Genomic DNA, 22,731 nt, shown 5'->3' on the forward strand with positions numbered 1-22,731 from the left:
TCAGGAGAGTTCGGCGAGGCGGGCGCGCAGCGGGTCGAGCCCCATCGGGCCGAGCCGCAGGGCGCGGTGGTGGAACCGCTTGCGGTCGAAGCCGGCGCCCTCGCGCCGTTCGACCTCCCGGCGGGCCTGCTGCCAGAGCCGCGCCCCGGCCTTGAAGGCCAACGCCTGCGCCGGCCAGCCCAGGTACCGGTCGACCTCGAAGCGCGCGGTCGCCGGGTCCAGCCCGGCGACGCGGATCAGGAGGTCCACGGCCAGTTCGGGGGTCCACCGGCGCGCGTCGGTGAGACCGGTCCCGGCCGGGACAGGCACGTCCAGGTGCAGGCCGAGGTCGATGACCACCCGGGCGGCCCGCCACATCTGCCCGTCGAGCATCCCGAGCCGCTCGGCGGGACCGGCGTAGAGGCCCAGCTCGTCGGCGAGGCGCTCGGCGTAGTGCGCCCAGCCCTCGGCGTAGCCGTGCACCTGGCACAGCGACCGCTGCCACGGGTGCAGCTCGGCGGTGGTGAGGGTGATCGCGTGCTGGAGGTGGTGCCCGGGCAGCCCCTCGTGGCAGAGCGTCCCGACGTGCCGCCACACCGGCACCGTCGACTCGCCCGGAGGCGTCGACCACCAGATCCCGCCCGGCCGCGTCAACCCGGCGTCCGGCGGGGTGTAGTACATGACGCCGGAAGCGGCGGGGCTGAGCCGGCACACCACGCGGCGGGTGGCGGCCGGGATGTCGAAGTGCGGGCCGTCCAGGGCGTCGGTGAGCCGCTCGGTGCGCTCCCGCAGCCAGCGCTCCAGGTCGGGCCCGACCGGCACCCGGCCGGCGGGGTCGGCGTCCAGCGCGGCCCGCGCCCGCGCCACGTCCGGGTGGCCCAGCTCGGCGGCGACCGCGCGCTGCTCGGCGGCGGTGCGGGCCAGCTCCTCCCAGCCGTACGCGTACAACTCGTCCAGGTCGACGCTCGCGCCGAGGAAGCTGCGGGCGGTGACGGCGTACAGGTCGCGGCCGACGCCGTCGACGTCGGTGGCCCGGGGCGCCAGTTCGGTGCGCAGGAACGCGGCGAAGTCCGCCGTCGCGGCGGCGGCCGACCGCGCCCCGGCGGCCAGCTCCCCGGCCAGCGGCCCGCCCGGGTGAGCGGCGACCAGCCGGCCGTAGAAGTCGTCGGCGGTGACCCAGGAGGTGCACTGGGCGGCGACCGCCAGCACCTGCCGGCGGGCGACCAGGTGTCCCCGCTGTGCCGACCAGCGCAGCGTGTCGGCGTACTGGCCGAGCGCCGTCGGCACCCGGCGCAGGTGCGCGGCGACGACCGCCCAGTCCTCCGCGCTGCGGCGGGGCAGGTTGTCGAAGACCTGCCGGACGAGGTGCACCGGCGTCGCCAGCGGGGCGAGCAACCGGGTGGTGAAGCCCGCGTCGTACAAGTCGACCTCGCTGGACAGCCGATCGGTCAGCGCGCCGGCGAGGGCCCGCTGCGCGGTGCCGTCGGCGTCGGCGCCGGACGCCGCCGTGGCGGTGGCGCGGGCCAGCTCCGCGCGGGCGGCGAAGCCGTCGGGGGAGAGGTCCGCGAAGTGCGATCCGGGCGTACGACCCGACGCCTCGGCGGCCTCCGGGTCCAGCTCGGCGAGCGCGTCGAGGTACCCGTCGGCGACCTCGGTGATCGTCGTCATCGGGCGACGCCGAGGCGGCCGTGGTCGTCGCGGTAGGCGACGCCACCCTTGAGCACCGCGTGCAGGGTGCGCAGCGCGGACACCGAGCGGGTGGGATCGTCGCGCAGGACCAGCAGGTCGGCGTGCTTGCCCACCTCGACGCTGCCGAGCGTGTCGGCCTGGCCCAGCCACTGGGCGGGGCGGATGGTGGCGGACCTCAGCGCGTCGGCGACGGGCATCCCGGCGTCCACCATGAACTCCAGCTCCCGCACGGTCGCGGTCGTCTCGTCGTAGCCGGCGTGCGGCGGCATGTCGCTGCCCAGCGCGATCGGCACCCCGTTGCGGATGGCGTGCTGGAGGCTCTCCCAGTGCCGGGGCCCGGCGCCGAGGGCGCGGTCCATCAGCCAGCCCGGCACGCCGGAGTCGCGGAAGAACTGCTCGCAGCGGCTGACCACGATGGTCGGGACGTACCAGACACCCCGGTCGGCCATCAGCCGGGTCACCTCGTCGGTCAGCTCGTAGCCGTGCTCGACGCAGTCCAGCCCGAGTTCCACGGCGCGGCGCACCGAGTCGGCCGGGCCGGCGTGCGCGGTGACCTTGCGTCCCCAGTCGTGCGCCACCCGGATCACCGCCGCCAGCTCGTCGTCGAGCAGCTGAGGGGTGTCGATCGACTCGAACTCGCCGGCGATGCCGCCGGAGATGCACACCTTGATCAGGTCGGCGCCGGCCCGGATCTGCTGCCGGGTGAGCCGGCGGAACCCGTCCGCCCCGTCGGCCTCCAGGGCGTCGGCCTCCCAGCCGTGCCCCCCGGTGCAGCAGAGGGCGTGCCCGGCGGTGAAGATCCGCGGGCCGTCCACCGCGCCGCGCTCGATCCCCTTGCGCAGGGCGAAGTCGGCGTAGCGGCTCTCGCCGACGAGCCGGGCGGTGGTGACCCCGGAGTGCAGGGTCCGCCGCGCCGAGTCGGCCATCAGCAGCACCAGTTCGGCGAGGTTCGACCGGTGCACCTCGTCGCCGAAGTGGCCGGGCAGCCCGAGCGAGAGGTGCACGTGCATGTTGGTCAGGCCGGGCATGACGTGGTCGCCGTGCAGGTCGACCACCCGGGCGCCGCCGGCCTCGGCGAGGACGTCGTCGACCGGCCCGACCGCGCGGACCGTGCCGTCGGCGCCGATCCAGACGCCGCTGTCGCGCTGGACGTCGTCCCGCACGCCGTCGTAGAGCGCGAGGTTGACCAGGACCTGTTCGGTGGGGATGTGCATGCGGAGTCCTCTACGCGGCGGGCACGGTGGTCGGCGCCACCGTGGGGTCGTTGAGCCAGCAGGCGGCGCTGCGGCCGCCGAGGTCGAGCGTGGGCGGCTGTTTCCCGCACGGCGCGAAGGCGTGCGGGCAGCGCGGCCGGAACCGGCACCCGGTCGGCGCGTGCGCCGGGTCGGGCACCTCTCCGGCGAGCGTTTTGGGCAGCTGCGGGTGCGGGCCGATCTGTGGCACCGCGTCGATCAACGCCCGGCTGTACGGGTGCCGGGGCGAGCGCCACAGCTGGCGGGTGGGTGCGGTCTCCACGATCCGGCCCAGGTACATCACCGCCGTGACGTCGGCGATCTCGTGCACCAGGGACAGGTCGTGCGAGATGAACAGCATGCCCATGTCCAGGTCCCGGACCAGCCCGACGAGCAGGTTGACCACCTGCGCCTGGGACGAGGCGTCCAGCGCGGTGACCGGCTCGTCCGCGATGATCATCCGGGGTTCGGGCGCGAGCGCCCGCGCGATGGCGAGCCGCTGCCGCTGGCCGCCGGAGAACTGGTGCGGGTACCGCTCCGCGGCCCCGGCCGGCATGCCGACCCGGTCCAGCAGGTCGGCGACCCGCGCCCGGCGGGCGGCGCCGGTCACCGTGTCGGGCACCCCGTCGAGGAGCTGGGCGCCGATGGTGCGCCGGGGGTTCAGCGACGCGTACGGGTTCTGGAAGACCATCTGGAGCCCGACCTGCGGCACCGGCCGGCGGCGCCAGCCGAGCGGGGTGACCGGGCGGCCGGCGAAGCGGATCGTCCCGGCGCTCGGCGCGGCCAGCCCGACCGCCACCCGGGCCAGCGACGACTTGCCGCAGCCGGACTCGCCGACCAGGCCGACGATCTGGCCGGGCGCCACCTCGAGGCTCACCCCGGCCACCGCCCGTACCGGCCCCCGGCCGCGCGCCTTGTACTCCACCTCGACGTCGCTGATCTCGAGCAGGTTGCCCGAGCCGACCGGCTCGTTCATGCCGCCACCTCCAGGTGCGGACGGACCACGCAGGCCACCGACCGGTCGGCGCCGGCGGGGGAGAGCGGGGGCGGCGCGGTGCCGCAGGACGGCTCGGCGAACCCGCACCGGGGCTGGAACGGACATCCGGGCGGCGCCTGCCCCGGCGCCGGCGGCCCGCCCGGGATGGGGCGCAGCGTGCCGACGGCCTGGGTGCCGTGCGGGCGGGCGCCGAGCAGCGCCGCCGTGTACGGGTGGCGCGGCGCGGTGAGCAGTGCCCCGGTGGGCCCGGTCTCCACCACCCGCCCGGCGTAGAAGACGTACCCGCGGGTGGTGAGCGCGCTGAGCACCCCGAGGTCGTGGGTGATGAAGGCGACGGCCAGCCCGGTCTCGGCGCGCAGCTGGTCCAGCAGCGCCAGGATGCCGGCCTGCACCGTCACGTCCAGCGCGGTGGTCGGCTCGTCGGCGATCAGCAGCCGGGGGCGGGCGGCGAGGGCGATCGCGATGGCCGCCCGCTGCCGCATGCCGCCGGAGAACTGGTGCGGGTACGCCCGCACCGCCCGCTGCGGGTCGGGGATGCGGACCTGCTCGAGCAGCTCCACGGCCCGCCGGTCGGCCGCCCGCCGGTCCAGGCCCAGGTGGACCTGCATGTGTTCGGTGAGCTGCCGGCCGATCGTGAGCATCGGGTGCAGCGCGGCGGTGGGGTCCTGGAAGACCATCGCGATGCCGGCGCCGCGCACCTTCTGCCAGCGCCTGGTGTCCAGGCCGAGCAGTTCGGTGCCGGCGAAGCGGGCCGACCCGGTGACCCTGGCGCCGGCGGGCAGCAGCCCGAGCAGGGTCTGCGCGGTGAGGCTCTTGCCGCACCCGCTCTCCCCGGCGATGCCGACCATCTCGCCCTCGTCGACGGTGAACGACACGTCGTGCAGGATCGGCAGCGGCCCCGTGGGGCCGGGCAGGGTGACGGCCAGGGAGTCGACCTCGAGCAGGGGTGCCATTTCTCAACGTCCCTTCGCGTAGCGGGGGTCGATCCGGTCGCGCAGCGCGTCGCCGAGCACGTTGAAGGCCATCACCACGGTGAGGATCGCCAGGCCGGGGAAGACGCTGACCCACCACATGGAGAGGTCCTGCGAGCCGAGCGCGACCATCGAGCCCCACTCGGCGGCCGGCGGGCGGGGGCCGAGGCCGAGGAAGGACAGCGCGGAGAGCAGCAGCACGGCGTTGCCCAGCTCCAGGGTGGCCAGCACGATCGCCGGACCCACGCTGTTGGGCAGGACGTCGCGGCGCAGCGCGCGCATCGGCCCGATGCCGAGCAGCCGGGCGGCGCTGAGGTAGTCCTCGCCGCGCATGGTCAGCACGGCGCTGCGGATGACCCGGGCGTAGACCGGCCAGGAGACGATGACCAGCGCGAGGACGGCGTTGCGGGTGCTGGGCCCGAACGCGGCCGTGACCGCCATCGCCAGGATGATCTGCGGGAACGCGAAGACCAGGTCCGTCAGGCGCATCAGCGCCTCGTCGACGAACCGGCCCACGTAGCCGGCGACCAGGCCGAGCAGGCCGCCGATCAGCAGGGCGAGCGAGACGATGGCGAGCGCGAGGGGGATCGACAAACGGGCGCCGTGGACCACCCGGCTGAACACGTCCCGGCCCAGGGAGTCGGTGCCGAACCAGTGCGTGCCGGACGGCGGCGCGTAGGCGTCGGGGCTCTGCGCCAGCGGGTCGTACGGCGCGACGAGCGGGGCGAACAGCGCCGCCAGCAGCCACCCGCCGAGGATGACCAGGGCCGCCACGGCGATCGGCTGCCGCCAGATGGGCCGCCCGGTCGAGCGACCGCGCAGCCGGCCCGGCCACCGGCGCCGGGCCAGCGCCCCCGTCGCCTTCGGGTCGGGCGCCACGGGATCGGGTGCGAGTGTGGTCATGACAGGCGGATCCTCGGGTCGATGAGTCCGTACAGCAGGTCGACGGTGAGGTTGACGAGCGTGTAGACCAGCGCCACGAAGAGGCTGACGCCGAGGATCGCGGGCAGGTCCAGCGCCGTCGCGCTGCGGTACGCGTACTGGCCGAGGCCCGGCCAGCCGAAGATGTTCTCCACCAGCACCGTGCCGGAGAGCAGCGAGGCGAAGGCCAGCCCGGAGACGGTGATCACCGGGACCAGGCCGGCCCGCAGCAGGTGCCGGCGGAACACCACCCCGGCGGGCAGGCCCTTGGCGTACGCGGCCCGGATGTAGTCCTGCTGGAGCACCTCCAGCATGGACGAGCGGACGAACCGGACCAGCATCGCCACGGTCAGGCTGGTCAGCACGAGCACCGGCAGGACCAGGTGCTGGGCGGCGTCCCAGGCGACGTCCCACTGGCCGGCCAGAGCGGCGTCGACCGTGTACATGCCGGTCACCGTCGGCGGCGGGCTGAAGTCGGTCGAGAGCCGGCCGCCGCTGGGCGCCAGGCCGAGTTGGTAGAAGAAGACGTAGAGCACGACGAGCGACAGCCAGAACGGCGGCGTGGACAGGCCGAGCAGCGCGCCGACGCGGATCAGCTGGTCGGTGACCCGACCGTTGCGGACGGCGGCGAGCATGCCGATCCCGGTGCCGATGAGCAGCGCCAGCACCATGGTGGGGATGGCCAGTTCCATGGTCGCCGGCACGTACTGCAACAGGTCGTCGGCCACCGTCCGGCCGGTCTGCTGGGAGATGCCGAGGTCGCCCTGGAACAGGTTGCCCAGGTACTGCAGGTACTGCACGTACAGCGGCTGGTCCAGGCCCCACTTCTCGCGGAACGCGGCCACCGTCGCGGGGTCGTTGAGCGCCTGGTCGGAGAGGTTGGCCGTGACCGGGTCGCCGGGCACGACGGTGACCAGGCCGAACGTCACGATCGTGACGCCCAGCAGCAGCCCGGCCGTGATGGCCACCCGCTTGAGCAGGAAGAACAGCAGTGCCCGGTGCGGCCGGGGCCGGGACACGGTCGTGGTGACCGTGCCCGGCTCGGCGTCGTCGATCGTCGTCGTCATGGAGTGACTACCCCCGGCCCACCGCGGCGAGGTCGACCTGCCAACCGGCGGCGGTGTAGTCCGTGCCGGTCAGGTCGCCGCTCGCCACCACGGTGGAGGAGTTGCTGGCCAGGACGACGTACGGCGAGGCGGCGTTCATCGCCCGCTGCCACTCCTGCATGGCGGCGGCCCGGGCGGCCAGGTCGAGGGTCTCGGTGACCTTCTTGCCGGCGGCCACGACGGCCGGGTCGGCCCGCTCCACCGTCCAGCCCGAGCGCAGCGCGGTGGCCTGGCCGGGGGACATGTTGTTGATCAGCGAGTCGGCGACCGGGTAGTTCAGGCTCTGCGGGGTGAAGCCGAGGGCCATCTTGCCCGTACGCATCTCGTCGAGGAAGGTGGTCAGCGGCTGCGGGGTCAGCTCCAGCTTGATGCCGGCCTCGGCGGCGTCGCCCTGCACCTTCGTCGCGACCGTGCCCAGGTCGACCCCCTTGTAGGTGATGGCCGGGTAGTTGAACTTGACGGTCGGGTTGGTCAGCCCCGCCTCGGTGAGCAACGCCTTGGCCTTCGCCACGTCACGCTTCGACTGCTCCTCGGCGGGCAGCGCGCCCGGGAACGCGGGGGCCACCAGCCCGGCGCCGAGGGCGGCGCCCTTGCCGTACAGCGCGGCGAGGCCCTCGTAGTCCAGGGAGGCGCGCAGCGCCTGGTTGAACTTCGCGTTCGAGGTCACCGGCGAGACGGCCGGGTCGGCGTTGAGGAAGAGGAAGTAGACGGTGTCCTGCACGCCGGAGGTCTTCAGGCTGCCCGGCAGCCCCTCCAGCAGCTTGCCGGAGATGTCCAGCGCGATCTCGGAGCCGCCGGCCCGCTGCATGGTCAGCTTCTGGGTCTGCACGTCCATGTTGCGCAGCACGACGCGGCTGAACTCGGGCTTGGTGCCCCAGTAGTTGGGGTTGGCCTCCAGCACCACCTGCGCCGACGGGTCGTACGACTTGAGCACGTACGGGCCGCTGCCGACGGAGTTCGTGTCGAGGTACTGCTGCGCGGTGTCGCTCTTGGCGGCGTCGGCGGCGTCCGTCGCGCCGTGCTCCTTGGCGACCTTGGAGTTCACCACGCCGGTGGAGGGCATCGCGAGCACCACGGGGATGTTCGGGTCGGCGGTCGCCGAGGTGACCACCACGGTCCGCTCGTCGGTCTTGGCGAACGTGAGGCCGCTGACCATGACGGCCGGGCTGGCCTTGACGTTCTTCAGCCGGTTGAGGGAGAAGACGACGTCGTCGGCGGTCAGCGCGGTGCCGTCGGAGAACTTCACGCCCTCGCGCAGCTTGAAGGTGAAGGTCTTGGCGTCGGGCGACGCCTCGTACGACTCGGCCAGCGCCGGGACCGGCTTGCTGACGTCCGAGCCCTCGAAGGTCAGCAGGGTGTCGTAGAGCGAGTGCACGGCGGTGAGGCCGGTCGCCTCGTAGATCCGGCCGGGGTCGAGGGTCTTGAGGACGAACGAGGTGTTGACGGTCAGGGTCTTGGCCGAACCGCCGTCACCGCTTCCTCCGCTGCCGCCCGCGCTGCACGCGGTGCTGGAGGCTATGGCCAGCGCCGCCAGAGCGATCGCTCCGACGCGGAGCCGGCGAGGGGACACCGACATGCTGTTCCTACCTTCGTATGGGGCCGGCCCGCGCGGGACGGGCTCTGGGGGCTGTCACACCCGGCGACGTCGGTGACGCCGCGGCCGGGCCGTTGGTGCCAACCGTGGCGGCCTCGCGGGTCTGTGCCGTTGTGCCGTCATGGGGTTGGATGTACCCGGACAGAACTCGTGTCCGGTTCGTGCCTCGACGCCGCTTGTCTAGTAGCGCCAAACACGTTCACCTTGTGTTTGACCACCCTAGACAGCGGCGTATAGTCACGTCAAACATTTCTAGCCACACTGTTTTGGAACGAGGAAAGACGCATGCTCGGTGACCAGCTCCGCGACCTGCGCCAGCAGCACTCCCTCACGCTGCGCCAGCTCGCGGCCGCCGCCGACGTGTCGCCCGCCCTGCTCAGCCAGATCGAGAACGGCGCCACGGATCCCAGCCTGGCCACCCTGCGTAAGCTCGCCAAGGTCTTCGACACCTCCATAGCGGCGCTGTTCTCCGAGCCGGACGCCCCGCTGGTGCACATCAGCCGGCCCGGCTCGCGGTCGCGGCTCGCCGCGCCTCCCGGGCAGATCGCCTACGACCGGCTCACGCCGGGGCGGGGCGACCTGGAGGTGCTCGAAGCCGAGCTGGCACCCGGTGACGCCAGCTCCACCGAGCCGTGGGCGCACCCCTCCACCGAGTGCGCGATCGCCGTCACCGGTGAGGTCGTCGCCGAGATCGGCGGCGAGAAGTACGTGCTGAAGACCGGCGAGGCGATCACCTTCGACTCCCGGCTGCCCCACCTGTACCGCAACGCCAGCGACCAGCGGGCCCGGCTCATCATCGCGGTCACCCCGCCGACCCCCTGACCCACCTGGCACGTCACCCGGCCCGCGTCGCGCACGTGGGCGGTACGACGCCGCCCGTCGAAAGGACCCGCAGTGGACCGTGACAGCGTCGACTGGTTCGGCTACCTCCCGGCCGTCACCACCCCGTTCACCGTCACGGGCGAGCTGGACCTCGCCGCCTGGCGCGGGCAACTGGACTGGCTCGCCGCCGAGCGGCTGCACGGGGTGATCGTCGGCGGGACCACGGGCGAGTGGTTCAGTCTCAGCGAACACGAGCGGGCCGAGCTGTTCCGGACGGCCGCCGAGCGGGTCGGCGACCGGCTCACCGTCCTCGGCGGCTGCAACGCGTACACGCCGGCGGAGGCGATCCGGCACGCCGAGGCCGCCCGGGACGCCGGCCTGCACGGCATCCTGCTCACCCCGCCGCCGTACGTGGTACCCACCCGGGCCGAGGTCGTGGCCTTCTACCGGGCCGTCTCCAAGGCGGTTGACCTGCCGCTCTGCGTCTACAACTGGCCGCGCGGCACGGGCGTCGACCTGGACGCCGACCTGCTGCTGGAGCTGAGCGCGCTGGACACCGTCGTGGCGGTCAAGAACTCCACGCCCGACTTCGGCGGCTTCGTCCGGAGCCTGGTGGCCCTGCGGCGCCGGGTGCGCTACTTCGGCATCCCCACCAACGAGGTGGGCATCGAGCTGATGACCACGATCGGTGGCGACGGGCTGATGGGCGCCGGCGCCGTGCTCGGCGCCGACCACCCCGACTTCTTCCGCGCCCTGCGCGCCGGGGACCTCGACCGGGCCCGGGTGCTCGGCGCCCGCGACCGGGTGATCATGGAGGACTGGTTCGGGCCCGACTACGGCGCCCGGTTCGGCAACGCGCAGGCGATCATGAAGTACGCGCTCACGCTGCGCGGCGTGCCGGCCGGTCACGTGCGCGCGCCGCTGCTCCCGCTGACCCCCGCCGAACAGGACCGCGTCCGGGCCACCATGACCCAGCTCGACCTGCTGCCGTGACCGTGTACGACACGGCGGTCGTCGGCGGCGGCCTGCTCGGCTGCGCGACCGCCTGGCACCTGGCCCGCGCCGGCAACCGGGTCCTGCTCGTCGAGAAGGACCAGGTCAACCGGCACGCCTCCGGGCAGAACGCGGGCAGCCTGCACTTCCAGCTGGAGTTCCGGATGGTCGAGCACGGCGACGACGCGGCCCGGGCGGCGGCCCGCGCGCTGCCGCTGCACCTGGACGCCGTGCGGGCCTGGGCGACCATCGAGGACGAGCTCGGCGAGCGGTGCGGGGTGTCGCGCACCGGCGGGCTGATGCTCGCCGAGACCCCGGCGGAGATCGCCGTGCTGGACCGCAAGGCGGCCCTGGAACGCGAGTACGGCCTCGACGTCGCCGTGCTCTCCGGCCCGGAGCTGCGCCGGTTCGCGCCGTACCTGGCGGACACCGTGCTCGCCGCCGGCCACGTGCCCGGCGAGGGCAAGGCCAACCCCCGGCTGGTCACCCCGGCGCTGGCCCGGGCCGCCGGCCGCCACGGTGCCGTGCTGCGCACCGGCTGCCGGGTCACCGGGCTGCACCGGCGCGGCCGGCACTGGGAACTGCGCACCGGGGCGGGCCCGGGGGACACCGCCGGGGAGACCCACCTGGCCGACACGGTCGTGCTCGCCGGCGGCGTCTGGACCGCCGAGCTGGCCGCGATGGCCGACGTCCGGCTGCCGGTCTTCCCGGTCGGGCTGACGATGAGCGCCACCGCCCGCAGCCGGCCGTTCCTGCCGCACCTGATCCAGCACGTCGGCCGGCGGCTGTCGATCAAGCAGACCGAGGACGGCAACGTGCTGATCGGTGGCGGATGGCCGGCGAAGCTGGTCAGCCGCGCCGGGCGGGTCGACCTGGAGACCAACCCGGAGCTGCGGTACGAGTCGCTGGTCGGCAACGCCGACGCCGCCCGGGTGGTGCCGGCGGTGTTCGACCTGCCGGTGATCCGGACGTGGACGGGCATGACCACGCTCACCCCGGACCATCTGCCCCTGCTCGGCGCGGTGCCGCGCCGGCCGGGACTGTACGTCGCCACCGGCGGCTCGGCCTTCACCCTCGGCCTCACCTACGCCCGGCTGCTCGCCGCCATGGTCGTCACCGGCGAGCCCGACCGGTCGATCGAGGACTACTCACCCTCCCGCTTCGGAGCGCTGAACTTTGTCTGAACACCGCCCGCCGGAGCCCGCGCGGGCGCCGAGGCGCACCGCGACGCACCGGCCCGCGCCGGTCACCATCGAGGTGGACGGCCGGCCGGTGCCCGCCCACCCGGGCGAGTCGCTGGCCACCGCGCTGCTCGCCGCCGGGCAGCGGGCCGTCGGCACCACGCGCGGCGGCGCCCGCCGGGGGCCCTACTGCAACATGGGCGTCTGCTTCGAGTGCGTCGTCACGGTCGACGACGTGCCCTGCCAGCGTTCCTGCCTGATCCGGGTGCGGGCCGACATGCGGGTCCGCACGGGGGTGCCCCGGTGAGCGCGCCCGACGTGGTGGTGGTCGGCGCCGGCCCGGCGGGGTTGGCCGCCGCCGCCACCCTCGGCCGGTACGGCGCCGCCGTCACCGTCGTCGACGAGCAGGAGCAGCCGGGCGGGCAGATCTACCGCCGGCCGCCGGTCGGCTTCGCTCCGCCGGCCGCGCCCTCCTCCGCCGGTCGGGCGCTGCTCGCCGAGGCCGCCGCCGCTCCCGGCGTCCGGTGGCTCGCCGACACCACGGTGTGGGGCGTCCTCGGCGCCCGGGCCGGCCTCGACGGCTACGCGGGCGAGCAGCCACCGCCGGGCCGCTACCGGGTCGCCACGCACGGCCCGGCCGGAGTCCGCCTGCTCGAACCCCGGGCGGTGCTGCTCACCGCCGGCGCGTACGACCTGCCGGTGCCGTTTCCCGGCTGGACCCTGCCGGGAGTGCTCACGGCGGGCGGCGTGCAGACGTTCGTCAAGGCGCAGGGCCTGCTGCCGGGCGGCCGGTTCGTGCTGGCCGGGGGCCACCCGCTGCTGCTGGTGGTCGCCGCCCAGCTGGTGCGCGCCGGTGCCCGGGTGGTCGAGGTCGCGCTGGTCCAACGCCGCCGCGACCTGTTGCCCGGACCGGCCGGGCTGGCCGCCGTGGCGGGCGCGGGCGGCAAGATCGCCGAGGGCGTCGGGGCGCTGCGCGTGCTGCGTCGGGCGGGGGTGCCGGTCCGGTTCGCCACGGTGGTCCGCCGCGCCGACGGCGACCCGGACCTGAGCAGGGTGACCCTCGCCGAGGTCGGCGCCACGGGGCAGCCGGTGCCCGGGACCGACCGGGACGTGCCCTGCGACGTGCTGGCGCTGGGGTACGGCTTCGTCCCCTCCGTCGAGCTGGCCCGGCAGGCCGGTTGCGCGGTGGCCTGGGACTCGCCCGCGGGCGGCTGGGTGGTCCGGCACGACGAGTGGTTGCGCACCTCGGTGCCCCGGATCGCGGTGGCCGGCGAGCTGACCGGCGTCGCGGGCGCCGAGCAGGCGGAGGTCGAGGGCCGGCTGGCCGCCCTCGGCGTGCTGCGCGACCTGGGGCTGCTCGACGCGCACCGGGCCGCCGCGCTGGCCAACCCGGTGCGCCGGGAACTGCGCCGCCGGCGACGTTTCGTCACCCAGGTGCTCGACCGGTTCGCGCCGGACCGGGCGGCCCTCGGCAGCCTGGTCACCGACGACACCGTGCTCTGCCGCTGCGAGGAGGTGCGGGCCGGTGACGTGCGCCGCGCGCTGCGGGCCAACCCGCACCTGGGCACCGCGAACGCGGTGAAGCTGGTGACCCGCGCCGGGATGGGTCTGTGCCAGGGCCGGTCCTGCCAGCCGGGCCTCTGCCAGTTCATCTGCACCCTGACCGGCCGGGGGCCGGAGGAGGTCGGGGCGTTCACCGCGCAGGCACCGGTCAAGCCCGTCCCGCTGCGCGCCCTCGCCGTCGGCGACACGCCGCCCGGGGCACCCTGACCGGGCCGCCCGCCGCCCGTCGCCGACCGGGGCCGCCGCCCGCGCCGACCCCGTCGCCTCGATCGACAACTGTCAATCGCTATCCGTCAATCCCTTGATCGGCGGGACCGGCGCGGGCCGGCCGGTCGCAGGTGCGCGCGGATCATCCGATTTCCCTGCCGAGGGCACTCGACGGGGCCACGGTGGCGGCGTCGGTTCCGTAGGTTGCCCAGCACATCCGCCTCGCCGGAGAGGGGTCGCCATGGGGAACATGCCGGACCTGGGGGGCGTACCGCGCCGACGGCTGCTGCGCGATGGTGCCGTCATCGCCGCCTCCGTGCCACCGCTGCTGCTGGCGGGCCCGTCCGGCGCGTCGGCCGCCGTGCCCCACCACGACCCGCAGCAACGCTTCATCCGCCTGGTCGGCGGCGGGTACGGCGTCATCTTCGCGATCCAGGCCGACGGCGCGCTGCACTGGTACCGGCACACGGGCTGGCAGACCGGCGCGTTCAGGTGGGCGAGCGGATCGGGCCGCCGCATCGGCTCCGGGTGGCACCAGTTCCGGGCGGTCTTCGGTGGGCTCGACGGCTCGCTCTACGCCGTACGCGGCGACGGCACCGTCCACTACTACCGCTACCGGCTGACCAACGCGACGACCGGCGCCGGCACCTGGATCAGCGGCGGGCAGATTGGCGCCGGATTCGAGCGCTACCCGCGGCTGTGCGGGTTCCACGGCGCGTTCTACGGGCAGAACGCCGCGGGCGAGCTGTTCCTGCACCAGTACGACCTGGTCGGCAGGACGTGGACGGTGCAGGGGGCGCGGGTCGGTGGCGGCTTCGCCGGCGCGGTGCTGCAGGCGGACACCTCCGGGGTCCTCTACGCCTACCACTACGGCGACATCCGCTGGCACCGGCACCTCGGCGGCGGCACCTGGGCGTCGGGCTCGGGCCTGCGGATCGGCTCCGGGTTCCGCAACTTCTTCCTCAACGACGGCGTGTGGTTCACCGGCCAGGGGGCGCTGTACGCGATCTGGCCGGACGCGGCCACCGCCCGGCAGACCGGCGCGCTCGCGCAGTACCGGTTGACCAACCACACCACCGCCGGCCCCGACCGGCGGGCCGCCTGGATGAACAGCGGCACCGGGAGGAGGGTCGGTTCGGGCTGGACGGTGCAGACCCAGGCCGCCCTCCAGGGCTACGCCAACACGCCGAGCGTGGCGCAGGGCGAGGTGGCGCGGATCGCGGTGTCGACCGGGTTCCCGTCGCTCACCGCGTCGATGGTGCGGCTGGCACCCAACCCCGGTGCCCCGGTGGTCGTCTCGCCACCGCTGGCCGTGACCGGCGGGGTGCAGTCGCTGCCGGTGGGGTTCCTCGGCGTCGGCTGCGGATGGTCGGACCGGTTGCGGTTCCCGGTCCCCGCCGACTGGCAGCCCGGCCTGTACGCCGCCCGGCTGGAGGGCCCGAACGGGCTGCACCGGTACGTGCCGTTCCTCGTGCGCCCGACCCGCCCCAGCAACAAGATCGCGGTGCTGCTGCCCACCTTCACCTACAACGCCTACAACAGCTGGGGCGGGCACAGTCAGTACTGTGCGGACACGACCGGCCGGCGGCCCCTCTCCGTACGTCGGCCGTCGACGGAGCTGAACGTCGACGACCCCGGGATCCGCGACCACACCCTCTTCTCGGATCTGTTGCTGACCCGCTGGATGTCCCGACAGGGGCTCGCCTTCGACGTCTACGAGGACGCCGACCTGCACGGCTCCAACGGCTGGCTCACCAACTACCGGGTGCTCGTGCTGGGCAGCCATCCCGAGTACTGGTCCGACACGATGCGGCAGCGCCTGGTCAACTTCCAGGCCGGCGGCGGCCGGCTGATCTATCCGGGCGGCAACGGCCTGTACGAGCGGGTGCAGGTCAACTCCGGCCGTACGGTGGTCACCTACCGCCGCGCGGACGGCAGGCGGGACATCTACACGGAGCTGGGCCTGCCCGCCTCGCAGCTGCTCGGCACCAACTACACCGACGCCGGCACGTACGCGCCGTACCAGGTGCTGCGTGAGCACCCGTTGCTGGCCGGCACCGGCCTGGTGGTCGGCAGCAGGTTCGGCCGCACGGGTTACAACGGCGCCGCCAGCGGGTGGGAGACCGACGGGCTGCGCGGGCTGGCCGGCGAGGCGTCCCCGGCGCAGGTCATCGCCCGGGGGGAGAACCCCGGGGGCCGCGGCGCCGCGCTGGTCCTCCTGGAGCGGCCCAACGGCGCCCTGGTCTTCAGCGCCTCCTCGCTCTCGTTCGTCGGCGCCCTGGCGGACGATCCGGCGATGTCGACGCTGTTCCGTAACGTCTTCGACCGGATGCTGGCGTCGGCCCCGGCGGTCCGGGCCACCGAGGTCCCGATGCCGCGCACCACCCCCGCGCCCGCGATCCCGGAGCCGTCCACGATGGAGTAGCGGCGGTCAGAGCCAGCCCGAGCGGCGGAAGAGGCGGTGCAGGGTGAACGCGGTCAGCGCCATCAGGCCGAGCACGGTGGGGTAGCCGTAGCGCCATTGCAGCTCCGGCATGTTGGCGAAGTTCATGCCGTAGATCCCGGCGATGCCGGTCTGGGTGGCGGCGATGGCGGCCCACGCGGCGATCTTGCGCATGTCGTTGTTCTGCTCCACCGCGAGCTGCGCCAACCGGGACTGCACGATCGAGTTCAGCAGGTCGTCGTAGGCGGCCACCCGGTCCACCGCCCGGGTCAGCCGGGCGTCCACGTCGACGAACCACCGGTGCAGGCCGCGCGGCGGGTTGTCGGGCCGCTGGTCGAGCAGGGAGCGCAGCGGCGCCTGCAGGGGCTGCACCGCCCGCCTGAACTCGACCACCTCCCGCTTGAGCTGGTAGATGTGCTGGATGTCGGCCGAGCGGTCGCGGGCGAACACCGCCTCCTCGATGCGTTCCAGGTCCCGCTCGACGTGCCCGGCGACCTCCAGGTAGAGGTCGACCATCCGGTCGCAGACCGCGTACGCGACCGCCCACGGGCCCTGCGCGAGCACCGCCGGGCGCTGCTCGACGTCGGCGCGGACGCAGGTGAGCGCGCCCGCGGCGCCGTGCCGCACCGTGACGGCGAAGCGGTCGCCGAGCAGCACCATCACGTCGCCGGTGTCGACCACCTCGGAGGTGTCGGTCAGCTCGGCGTGCTCGACGTACCGGGCGGTGCGCAGCACCAGCAGGGTCACGTCGCCGTCGCGGCGCGCCGTGGGGCGGTGGCCGTCGGCGAGGGCCTGCTCGACGGTCAGGTCGTCGAGCCCGAAGGTGCGGCCGACGGCCGCCATCACCGCCGCGTCGGGCTCGTGCAGGCCCAGCCACACGAAGGCGTCGCGGCCGCGACGGCTGCGGGCGTACGCGTCGGCGTAGTGCGGGCGGCCCGGCTCGCGCCGCCCGTCGACGTAGACGGCGCAGTCGACCACGGCGTCGGGATTGGAGCGTGGGGGCTCCGGCGCGCGCTGCCGGGGCAGCGGTCGGCCGAGCAGCCGGTCGAACACGGCCGCCAGCCTGACCCGTTCTCCCACCCGACGAGCCACCCGTCCCCCTCCGTCGCGCCCGCATCCGCGCGGACACCGTACTCGGCCGCGGCGGGTCCGGGGGTCACGGCACCCGGGTGGCCAGGACGACGACGTTGTCGACGTAGTTGCCGCTGTCCCGGTCGAACCGGCCGCCGCAGGTGATCAGGCGCAGGCCGGTCGCGTCGCTGGGCCCGTAGACCAGGTCGGTGGGGAAGCGGTCCTTCGGGTACGACCCGACGGCGTCGACGGCGAAGGTGGCGACGCTGGCGTCGGCCCGGGTGATCCGCACGGTGTCGCCGGGCCGCAGCCGGCCGAGGTCGAAGAAGACGGCGGGACCGGCGGCGGAGTCGACGTGCCCGACGATCACCGCGTTGCCGGTCTCGCCCGGGCTGACACCGTGGCGGTACCAGCCGGCCAGGGTGGGCCGGTCCAGCGGCGGTACCTCCAGGTGCCCGTCGGCGTCGGCGCCCACCGGGACGATCCGCGCCCGTACGCCGATGGCCGGGATCCGCACGTCGACCGGCTCGGCCCGGTGCAGCGGCGGCAGCGCGGAGCGGGTCGGTACGGGGGCGTCGGCGGCCCCCGGCCGGGGCGGGCGGGGCGGGGTCGTCGCCAGTCCGGCGGCGACCAGGCCGAGCCCGGCCGTGGCGAGCAGGACGACGACCGTCACCGCCCAGCCGGGCCTGCGCCAGGACACGATCCCACCTCCGTACGCGTTCGCCCGGGTGCCCGCTCCGGTGGTTCACCGGTGCGGGCACCCGTTGCAGGGATGGACGGCTTCCAGGAGTGGACGGCGCGGGGCCGTCGGTCAGAGCGTGGCCGCTGCCATGTGGCGTCGGCGGCGGGCCAGGATCAGGGCGCCGCCCGCGGCGGAGCCGAGCAGGGCGCCGCCGGCCGCCAGTTCCCCGGTCCCGTCGTCGTTGCCGCGGCCGCCGGCCGGGGCCCCGCCGATCGGGGTGACGGTGAACGTGGCGCTGCCGGCCGCGCTGCCGTCCCCGCAGGTCGCGGTCACCGTGTAGGTGCCCAGGGTGAATCCGGCGGTGAAGAGCTCGGCGCTCAGGCCGCCGCCGGCCGCCGCGGTGGTGGACCGGACGTTCTGGTCGCGGTCGGGGCCGGTGACGCGGAAGATCGCGTCGCCGGACTTCGGGTTGCAGGTCGTCGCGGTGAGCACGACCGTTCCGCCGACCGGCGTGGTGGCCGGTGACACGACGGTGTCGGCCAGCGCCGCGCCGGGGAGCAGGAGCGTGCCGAGACCCACGCCGAGCGCCGCCGATACGAGAACTGTCTTTGCCTTCATACGCGTCTTCCCTCACTTTTCGTCCGCTGACTGCGTGGGACGTCGTTCGGGTGGCCAACTCCGTGACTAGCACCGGTGTGACCAACCCTAGGAGGGTTGGGGCCCCGATCCGGTGAAAATGAGAAATCTTCGTTGCCGTCACGTGTCCACCCGCGAGGCGGAGGGAGCAGCGGAAATGCCGGCGCGGCCCGCCCGCGAGGGTTGGCCGGGTCGGTGTCGCCCGGGGGCGTGCTGTCGGGGCTGGGCCGTCTCGGCCCGTCTCGGAACGATGCCCCGCGGCGGACCGAACGCGTCCGGCCCGCCGCCGTCGACGGTCAACCGGACGAACGCGCCGTACCGGGCGATCCGGTCGCGCCGGTGTGCAGGAGATCCACCAGGACGGAGAGGCCCTCCTCGCCGTGGCCCCGGGCCACCGCCTCGTCCAGCAGGTCGCGCACCGGTCGCATCAACCCGGCGTCGACCCCCAGGTCCCGGCAGGCCGCCAGCAGGTTGCCGAAGCCGGCGGCCTGCATCCGCAGGGACGACCCGTCGCCGTCGTGCGTGCCCGAGTCGACGGCCGCCGCCATGGCCGGCAACTCCCCGAGCATGGCGGTCAGCCAGCCGGTCACCATCGGCGCGAACTCGCCCGCCGGTACGCCGGCCGCGCGGATCATCGCCGTGGCGTGCAGGAACCCGCCGAACAGCCCGTACATGGCGGCGAGCAGGGCCAGGTCGTACACGGCCGCCCGGCCGGGGTCGGTGCCGAGCCAGCGGGCCTCGCCGAACGCCGCGAGGGTGTCCCGCCAGTCGAGGAACGCGTCCTGCCCGCCGCTGTAGAGCACGAGCGCCCCGGGCCCGCCGATCATGGCCGGAACCGCCATGATGCCGCCGTCGACGTGGCGGGCACCCCGGGCCGTCACCCACTCCGCCAGCCGGCGGGCCTGCTCCGGGGTGCCGTTCGTCAGGTCGACCACCGTCCGGCCGGCCAGGGCGGGCGCCGCCTCGTCGAGCACCCGCCGGGTGACCTCGTCGTCGAGGAGGCACACCACGACCAGTTCGCCCGCGGCGACCGCCTCGGCGGGCGAGCCGGCCACGTTCGCCCCTGTTCCGGCCAGCGCGGCGGACCGCCCCGGCGTCCGGTTCCACACGGTCGTGGGGTGGCCGGCGGCGAGCAGCGCCGAGGCCAGGGCCCGCCCCATCACGCCGAGCCCGAGCACGGTGACGGGCCGGCGGCGCGGGGCGCTCACGCGCCCGCCTCCGCGTACACCCGGGCCAGGCGGGAGAAGTCCTCGTCACCGTGCCCGGCGTCCACCGCCCGGGCGACGACGGCGTTGGCCGCCCGGAGCGTGCCGGCGTCGATGCCGTGTCCCTCGGCCGCCTCGACGACGTGCGTCATCGTGGCGGCGGCGGAGGCGATGGTGGAGACGTCGGCGGTGTGGTTCCCGACGTCGATCCGCCTGGCCAGGTCGTCGACGAGGTCGGGTAGCAGGCCCGAGACGCCCTTGGCGTACGGCGCGAGCCCGGTCGCCGTGATCCCCTCCGCCCGGGCCAGGGCGAAGGCGTGCGCGATACCGCTCATCGCGGTCCAGAAGATGTCGAGCAGCGCCACGTCGTGGGCGGCGGCGCGAGCCGGGTCCGCGCCGAGCCAGTCGGCCGAGCCGCCGAGGTTCGCCAGGCTGTCCCGGTGGGCGTGCCAGAGGTGCTCCGGCCCGCTGTAGAGCACCAGCGCCTCCGGGCCGCCGATGGTGGGGGCCGGCGTCATGATCGCGCCGTCGAGGTAGTCGACGCCCTGCCTGGCGGCCCAGGCGGCCATCGCCCGGGCCCGCTGCGGCGTGTCGGCGGTCAGGTTCACCAGGGTGCGCCCGGCGAGGGCGTCGGCCGCGGGCTCGACGACGGCGCGGACGGCGGCATAGTCGATGACGCAGGCGAGCACCAGCGGGCTCGCGCGGACGGCCTCCGTCACCGTCGGCGCCCGGCGCGCGCCGCGTACCACGAGGGGGGCCGCCCGGGCGGCCGTGCGGTTCCAGACGGTGGTCGGGTGGCCGGCGGCGAGCAGCGCGCCGGCGAGGGCCCGGCCCATCGGTCCGAGGCCCAGCACGGTCACCGGGGGCAGGTCGCGGTCGGTCATGGGAGTGCTCCTTCGTGGACGGATCGCCCGGCCTTGCGCGTGCCGCCGGGTCGGTCCCATCCTGTTTCCGTACGCACGGAGCAGCAAGTACCGACAATTTTCTCAGGTACTTACCTTTTGGTGAGTGAGGGGAGCGACGTGAAGAAGCGGACCTACACGTGCGGGCTCGACGCCGCGATCGACGTCGTGGGCGGCAAGTGGAAGGCGCTGATCCTGTGGGAGCTGGACCAGGGCCCTCGCCGCTTCGCCGAGGTGCGCCGGGGGATCGACGGGATCAGCGAGAAGATGCTGATCCAGCAGCTGCGCGAGATGGAGGCGTACGGCCTCGTGCACCGCGAGGTCTACCGGCAGGTGCCGCCCAAGGTGGAATACTCGCTCACCGACTTCGGCCGGTCCCTCAACGAGGCGCTGATGCCGCTCGGCGACTGGGGCGAGCGGCACATGGCGACCATCGAGGCCATCGCCCGGGACTGACGGGCCGCCGCGAATCCCGCGTGCCCCGGCGCCCGCCCGACGCTAGGGTCGCGCGGTGACGGAGATCAGGACCGAACGGCTGCTGCTGCGCGACTGGCGGGAGTCCGACCTCTCGCCGTGGGCCGCGATGAACGCCGATCCCGAGGTGCGCGAGCACCTCGGCCCGCTGCTCACCGCCGAGCAGGCCGCCGCCTCGGCGCGCTCGTTCCAGGCGGACCTCGACCGGCTCGGCTACGGATTCTGGGCCGTCGAGGTCCGCGACGGCGGCGCGTTCGTGGGCTTCGCCGGGCTGGACCGGGTCGACGACGGCGTGCCGGTCACCGGCGTGGAGGCCGGCTGGCGGCTCGCCCGCTCCGCCTGGGGGCACGGCTACGCCACCGAGGCGGCCCGCGCCGTCCTGCGCCACGGCTTCGACACCGTCGGGCTGTCCGAGATCCTCGCCATCACCACCGCGACCAACGTGCGCTCGCAGGCGGTGATGCGCCGCCTGGGCATGACCACCGATCCGACCGATGACTTCGACGACCCGGACGTCGACTCCGGTCCGCTGCGCCGCCAGGTGGTCTACCGCAAGCGCGCCGGGCGGCGCTGAGCCCTGGGCGTCGGGGCGCCGCTCGGAGGCAGGGCCGCCGCCGGCTCGGCGCGGACCTCCCGGCACTGCCCGCTCCGGTGACAGCAGCCGGTCGCCGCCGTCGACGCACACCGGACCGCCGGTCGACGACGGTCGGGTCCAGGGGGGGGCGAGGGTGCCGCCGTAGCGCTCGCGCAGCGCCTCGGCTCCACGGCCGCGGACGCAGGGCGGAGCGGTGCGCCCCACCTCAGGCGCGGCCGTCGGGCTCGGTCACCCAGCCGGCGAGCAGCACCAGTCCGGAGGGCCGGTGCACGGCGAGGAAGCCGAAGGGGCGGTCGACGTCGAGGCGTACCCGCCGCTTGCGCGCGGTGACCGGCCGCCGCGCCGAGCCCGCCCGCGTGGAGACGGCGGTCACCACCCCCGCGCGGAAACCCGTCGCGCCGAACGTCGCCGTCGCGCTCTGCCGCGCCTGCGAGACGGCCAGCAGCCGGGCGATGCCGGGGAAGTGGTCGCCGTCGCCGGCGGCGGTGGCGAGGCCGAACGTCGCCGCCCGCTCCAGCAGGTCGTGGTCGGCCGAAACGGTGAAGCCCACCGTGGAGACGAGCAGCTCGGGCCGGTCGTCGTACGCGTCCACGATCTGCTCGACGACACCGGGGCCGGCGGCGACCGGCAGCGCGTACGGTGCGCCGAGCGCGCCGAGCGCGGCCGGCAGCACCTCCGCCGCCCCGCGCCCCGGCACGCCCAGGGCGAGGACCACGTCGACGTCCTCGGCGCCGCGTACGGTCAGCAGGCTCAGCGGTCCGGCGGCGGTGTCGACGGCCCGCAGCGCGTCGAGGTCGTGGCCGAGTCGGCTCAGCCCGGCCAGCCGGCGGCCGCGCCACGGCCCGGCGGCCGGCTGGCACCACGCGTCGCGGAACGGCTCGGCCCACCCGGTCCGCAGCGACAGCGCGCTGGCCAGGACCATCGCCGTCGCCGGGGTGACCCGCACCGGCATCCGGGGGACCAGGCCGTCGGTGTGGGTGGCGGCCCACCCGTCGAGGGCCGTCCGGTCGCGCGCCGGATCACCGGTCAGCTCCCCGCGCATGGCCGCCGGCACCTCCCGCGACCAGCGGTCGGTCAGCGGCAGGTCCCGCCGCGCCCAGGCGGCGAGCGCGAGCCGGGTGGTGGGGGAGCGGTCCAGGTCGGATCGGGCCGGCTCCGGCGCGACCGCCAGCAGCTCGTCGCGGGCCGGACCGGCGGCGTAGCGGGCGAGCAGCGCCAGCAGCGGGTAGACGCCGGCGCCGGAGAGGACCGTCTGGCCGTCGTCCAGGCCGGACGCCCACCGGGCGGTGAGGGCGTTGGCGGCGTCGGTGCTCATGGGGCGGGCGTCCTCCGGGGGCGACGTGACCGTCGCCCGGGGGGCGACCGCTGGCACCCTACCGCCGCCCGCCGCCACCCGGATGCGCGCGGCCGGGGGCGGCGGGGCCGGTCGGTGGCCGGACGGCCCGGTCGGTGTGGCAGCGTGGGCGGC

The 22,731-nt window shown here is 74.9% G+C and carries 21 protein-coding genes; 8 read left to right on the top strand and 13 right to left on the bottom strand.

Annotated features, from left to right (window positions below):
• Genes ACFHW0_RS19290 through ACFHW0_RS19320 form a run of 7 tightly spaced genes read right to left on the bottom strand, consistent with a single transcriptional unit; the run spans position 1 to position 8,471 of the window.
• Positions 1 to 1,647 carry a DUF885 domain-containing protein gene (locus tag ACFHW0_RS19290; RefSeq protein ID WP_416609505.1) on the bottom strand — a complete coding sequence of 549 codons (1,647 nt, stop codon included), beginning with the start codon at positions 1,645 to 1,647 and terminating at the stop codon, positions 1 to 3.
• A complete protein-coding gene (locus ACFHW0_RS19295; RefSeq protein ID WP_416609506.1) occupies positions 1,644 to 2,882 on the bottom strand; it encodes an amidohydrolase family protein in 1,239 nt (412 codons plus the stop codon). Before ACFHW0_RS19295 ends, ACFHW0_RS19290 begins: the two co-directional genes overlap by 4 nt.
• A gap of 10 nt (positions 2,883 to 2,892) precedes the next feature.
• Positions 2,893 to 3,876 carry an ABC transporter ATP-binding protein gene (locus tag ACFHW0_RS19300; RefSeq protein ID WP_416609507.1) on the bottom strand — a complete coding sequence of 328 codons (984 nt, stop codon included), beginning with the start codon at positions 3,874 to 3,876 and terminating at the stop codon, positions 2,893 to 2,895.
• Positions 3,873 to 4,850: an ABC transporter ATP-binding protein gene (locus tag ACFHW0_RS19305; protein ID WP_416609509.1), complete on the bottom strand. Its 978-nt coding sequence runs from the start codon at positions 4,848 to 4,850 to the stop codon at positions 3,873 to 3,875. The genes ACFHW0_RS19300 and ACFHW0_RS19305 overlap by 4 nt, the downstream gene beginning before the upstream one ends.
• Positions 4,851 to 4,853: 3 nt before the next feature.
• Complete coding sequence (locus ACFHW0_RS19310) at positions 4,854 to 5,771, bottom strand: ABC transporter permease (protein WP_416609511.1); 918 nt, start codon at positions 5,769 to 5,771, stop codon at positions 4,854 to 4,856.
• Positions 5,768 to 6,856 (bottom strand): ABC transporter permease, encoded by a 1,089-nt coding sequence (locus tag ACFHW0_RS19315; protein ID WP_416609513.1) that lies wholly within the window; start codon positions 6,854 to 6,856, stop codon positions 5,768 to 5,770. The genes ACFHW0_RS19310 and ACFHW0_RS19315 overlap by 4 nt, the downstream gene beginning before the upstream one ends.
• Positions 6,857 to 6,863: 7 nt before the next feature.
• Entirely contained in the window at positions 6,864 to 8,471 is a 1,608-nt protein-coding gene (locus ACFHW0_RS19320) for an ABC transporter substrate-binding protein (protein ID WP_416609515.1), read from the bottom strand.
• A 303-nt stretch (positions 8,472 to 8,774) separates the two neighbouring features.
• Here ACFHW0_RS19320 and ACFHW0_RS19325 point away from each other — a divergent pair, with 303 nt between their 5' ends.
• From ACFHW0_RS19325 to ACFHW0_RS19350, 6 genes are all read left to right on the top strand, one after another.
• Positions 8,775 to 9,311, top strand: a complete 537-nt coding sequence (locus ACFHW0_RS19325) for a helix-turn-helix domain-containing protein (RefSeq protein WP_089000224.1) — start codon at positions 8,775 to 8,777, stop codon at positions 9,309 to 9,311.
• Positions 9,312 to 9,383: 72 nt separating this feature from the next.
• Positions 9,384 to 10,304 carry a dihydrodipicolinate synthase family protein gene (locus ACFHW0_RS19330; protein ID WP_416609517.1) on the top strand — a complete coding sequence of 307 codons (921 nt, stop codon included), beginning with the start codon at positions 9,384 to 9,386 and terminating at the stop codon, positions 10,302 to 10,304.
• Complete coding sequence (locus tag ACFHW0_RS19335) at positions 10,301 to 11,488, top strand: NAD(P)/FAD-dependent oxidoreductase (RefSeq protein ID WP_416609519.1); 1,188 nt, start codon at positions 10,301 to 10,303, stop codon at positions 11,486 to 11,488. Before ACFHW0_RS19330 ends, ACFHW0_RS19335 begins: the two co-directional genes overlap by 4 nt.
• Positions 11,481 to 11,792, top strand: coding sequence for a (2Fe-2S)-binding protein (locus tag ACFHW0_RS19340; RefSeq protein ID WP_416609521.1), 312 nt, complete (start codon positions 11,481 to 11,483; stop codon positions 11,790 to 11,792). Before ACFHW0_RS19335 ends, ACFHW0_RS19340 begins: the two co-directional genes overlap by 8 nt.
• Positions 11,789 to 13,255: an NAD(P)/FAD-dependent oxidoreductase gene (locus tag ACFHW0_RS19345; RefSeq protein WP_416609522.1), complete on the top strand. Its 1,467-nt coding sequence runs from the start codon at positions 11,789 to 11,791 to the stop codon at positions 13,253 to 13,255. The genes ACFHW0_RS19340 and ACFHW0_RS19345 overlap by 4 nt, the downstream gene beginning before the upstream one ends.
• 241 nt (positions 13,256 to 13,496) lie before the next feature.
• Positions 13,497 to 15,680: a N,N-dimethylformamidase beta subunit family domain-containing protein gene (locus ACFHW0_RS19350; protein ID WP_416609524.1), complete on the top strand. Its 2,184-nt coding sequence runs from the start codon at positions 13,497 to 13,499 to the stop codon at positions 15,678 to 15,680.
• A 6-nt stretch (positions 15,681 to 15,686) separates the two neighbouring features.
• Here ACFHW0_RS19350 and ACFHW0_RS19355 read toward each other — a convergent pair whose 3' ends face one another.
• From ACFHW0_RS19355 to ACFHW0_RS19375, 5 genes are all read right to left on the bottom strand, one after another.
• Positions 15,687 to 16,790: a magnesium and cobalt transport protein CorA gene (locus tag ACFHW0_RS19355; RefSeq protein ID WP_416609526.1), complete on the bottom strand. Its 1,104-nt coding sequence runs from the start codon at positions 16,788 to 16,790 to the stop codon at positions 15,687 to 15,689.
• 64 nt (positions 16,791 to 16,854) lie between these two features.
• Complete coding sequence (locus ACFHW0_RS19360) at positions 16,855 to 17,469, bottom strand: class F sortase (RefSeq protein ID WP_416609528.1); 615 nt, start codon at positions 17,467 to 17,469, stop codon at positions 16,855 to 16,857.
• 111 nt (positions 17,470 to 17,580) lie between these two features.
• Entirely contained in the window at positions 17,581 to 18,069 is a 489-nt protein-coding gene (locus tag ACFHW0_RS19365) for a hypothetical protein (protein ID WP_416609529.1), read from the bottom strand.
• Between the two features lie 314 nt (positions 18,070 to 18,383).
• Positions 18,384 to 19,295 (bottom strand): NAD(P)-dependent oxidoreductase, encoded by a 912-nt coding sequence (locus ACFHW0_RS19370; protein WP_416609531.1) that lies wholly within the window; start codon positions 19,293 to 19,295, stop codon positions 18,384 to 18,386.
• A complete protein-coding gene (locus ACFHW0_RS19375) occupies positions 19,292 to 20,176 on the bottom strand; it encodes an NAD(P)-dependent oxidoreductase (protein ID WP_416609533.1) in 885 nt (294 codons plus the stop codon). Before ACFHW0_RS19375 ends, ACFHW0_RS19370 begins: the two co-directional genes overlap by 4 nt.
• A 138-nt stretch (positions 20,177 to 20,314) precedes the next feature.
• On the opposite strand from ACFHW0_RS19375, the gene ACFHW0_RS19380 reads away from it, so the two are divergent.
• On the top strand, positions 20,315 to 20,650 hold the full coding sequence (locus ACFHW0_RS19380) for a winged helix-turn-helix transcriptional regulator (protein WP_416609535.1): 336 nt from the start codon (positions 20,315 to 20,317) through the stop codon (positions 20,648 to 20,650).
• 55 nt (positions 20,651 to 20,705) lie between these two features.
• The gene (locus ACFHW0_RS19385; protein ID WP_416609537.1) at positions 20,706 to 21,242 is read left to right on the top strand and encodes a GNAT family N-acetyltransferase; all 537 of its coding nucleotides are present in this window, start codon (positions 20,706 to 20,708) and stop codon (positions 21,240 to 21,242) included.
• Between the two features lie 226 nt (positions 21,243 to 21,468).
• On the opposite strand, the gene ACFHW0_RS19390 is transcribed toward ACFHW0_RS19385, so the two are convergent.
• Positions 21,469 to 22,578, bottom strand: a complete 1,110-nt coding sequence (locus ACFHW0_RS19390; RefSeq protein WP_416609539.1) for a hypothetical protein — start codon at positions 22,576 to 22,578, stop codon at positions 21,469 to 21,471.
• Between the last annotated feature and the right edge of the window lie 153 nt (positions 22,579 to 22,731).

Source organism: Micromonospora sp. LOL_025 (assembly GCF_048060285.1).
Classification (GTDB): domain Bacteria; phylum Actinomycetota; class Actinomycetes; order Mycobacteriales; family Micromonosporaceae; genus Micromonospora.

What these genes read in the sequence shown, in the direction of transcription:
- ACFHW0_RS19305 (WP_416609509.1), bottom strand. Translation starts at nt 4,850, where the DNA reads ATGGCACCCCTGCTCGAGGTCGACTCCCTGGCCGTCACCCTGCCCGGC.
- ACFHW0_RS19310 (WP_416609511.1), bottom strand. Translation starts at nt 5,771, where the DNA reads ATGACCACACTCGCACCCGATCCCGTGGCGCCCGACCCGAAGGCGACG.
- ACFHW0_RS19320 (WP_416609515.1), bottom strand. Translation starts at nt 8,471, where the DNA reads ATGTCGGTGTCCCCTCGCCGGCTCCGCGTCGGAGCGATCGCTCTGGCG.
- ACFHW0_RS19365 (WP_416609529.1), bottom strand. Translation starts at nt 18,069, where the DNA reads ATGAAGGCAAAGACAGTTCTCGTATCGGCGGCGCTCGGCGTGGGTCTC.
- ACFHW0_RS19390 (WP_416609539.1), bottom strand. Translation starts at nt 22,578, where the DNA reads ATGAGCACCGACGCCGCCAACGCCCTCACCGCCCGGTGGGCGTCCGGC.
- ACFHW0_RS19325 (WP_089000224.1), top strand. Translation starts at nt 8,775, where the DNA reads ATGCTCGGTGACCAGCTCCGCGACCTGCGCCAGCAGCACTCCCTCACG.
- ACFHW0_RS19300 (WP_416609507.1), bottom strand. Translation starts at nt 3,876, where the DNA reads ATGAACGAGCCGGTCGGCTCGGGCAACCTGCTCGAGATCAGCGACGTC.
- ACFHW0_RS19350 (WP_416609524.1), top strand. Translation starts at nt 13,497, where the DNA reads ATGGGGAACATGCCGGACCTGGGGGGCGTACCGCGCCGACGGCTGCTG.
- ACFHW0_RS19290 (WP_416609505.1), bottom strand. Translation starts at nt 1,647, where the DNA reads ATGACGACGATCACCGAGGTCGCCGACGGGTACCTCGACGCGCTCGCC.
- ACFHW0_RS19375 (WP_416609533.1), bottom strand. Translation starts at nt 20,176, where the DNA reads ATGACCGACCGCGACCTGCCCCCGGTGACCGTGCTGGGCCTCGGACCG.
- ACFHW0_RS19295 (WP_416609506.1), bottom strand. Translation starts at nt 2,882, where the DNA reads ATGCACATCCCCACCGAACAGGTCCTGGTCAACCTCGCGCTCTACGAC.
- ACFHW0_RS19315 (WP_416609513.1), bottom strand. Translation starts at nt 6,856, where the DNA reads ATGACGACGACGATCGACGACGCCGAGCCGGGCACGGTCACCACGACC.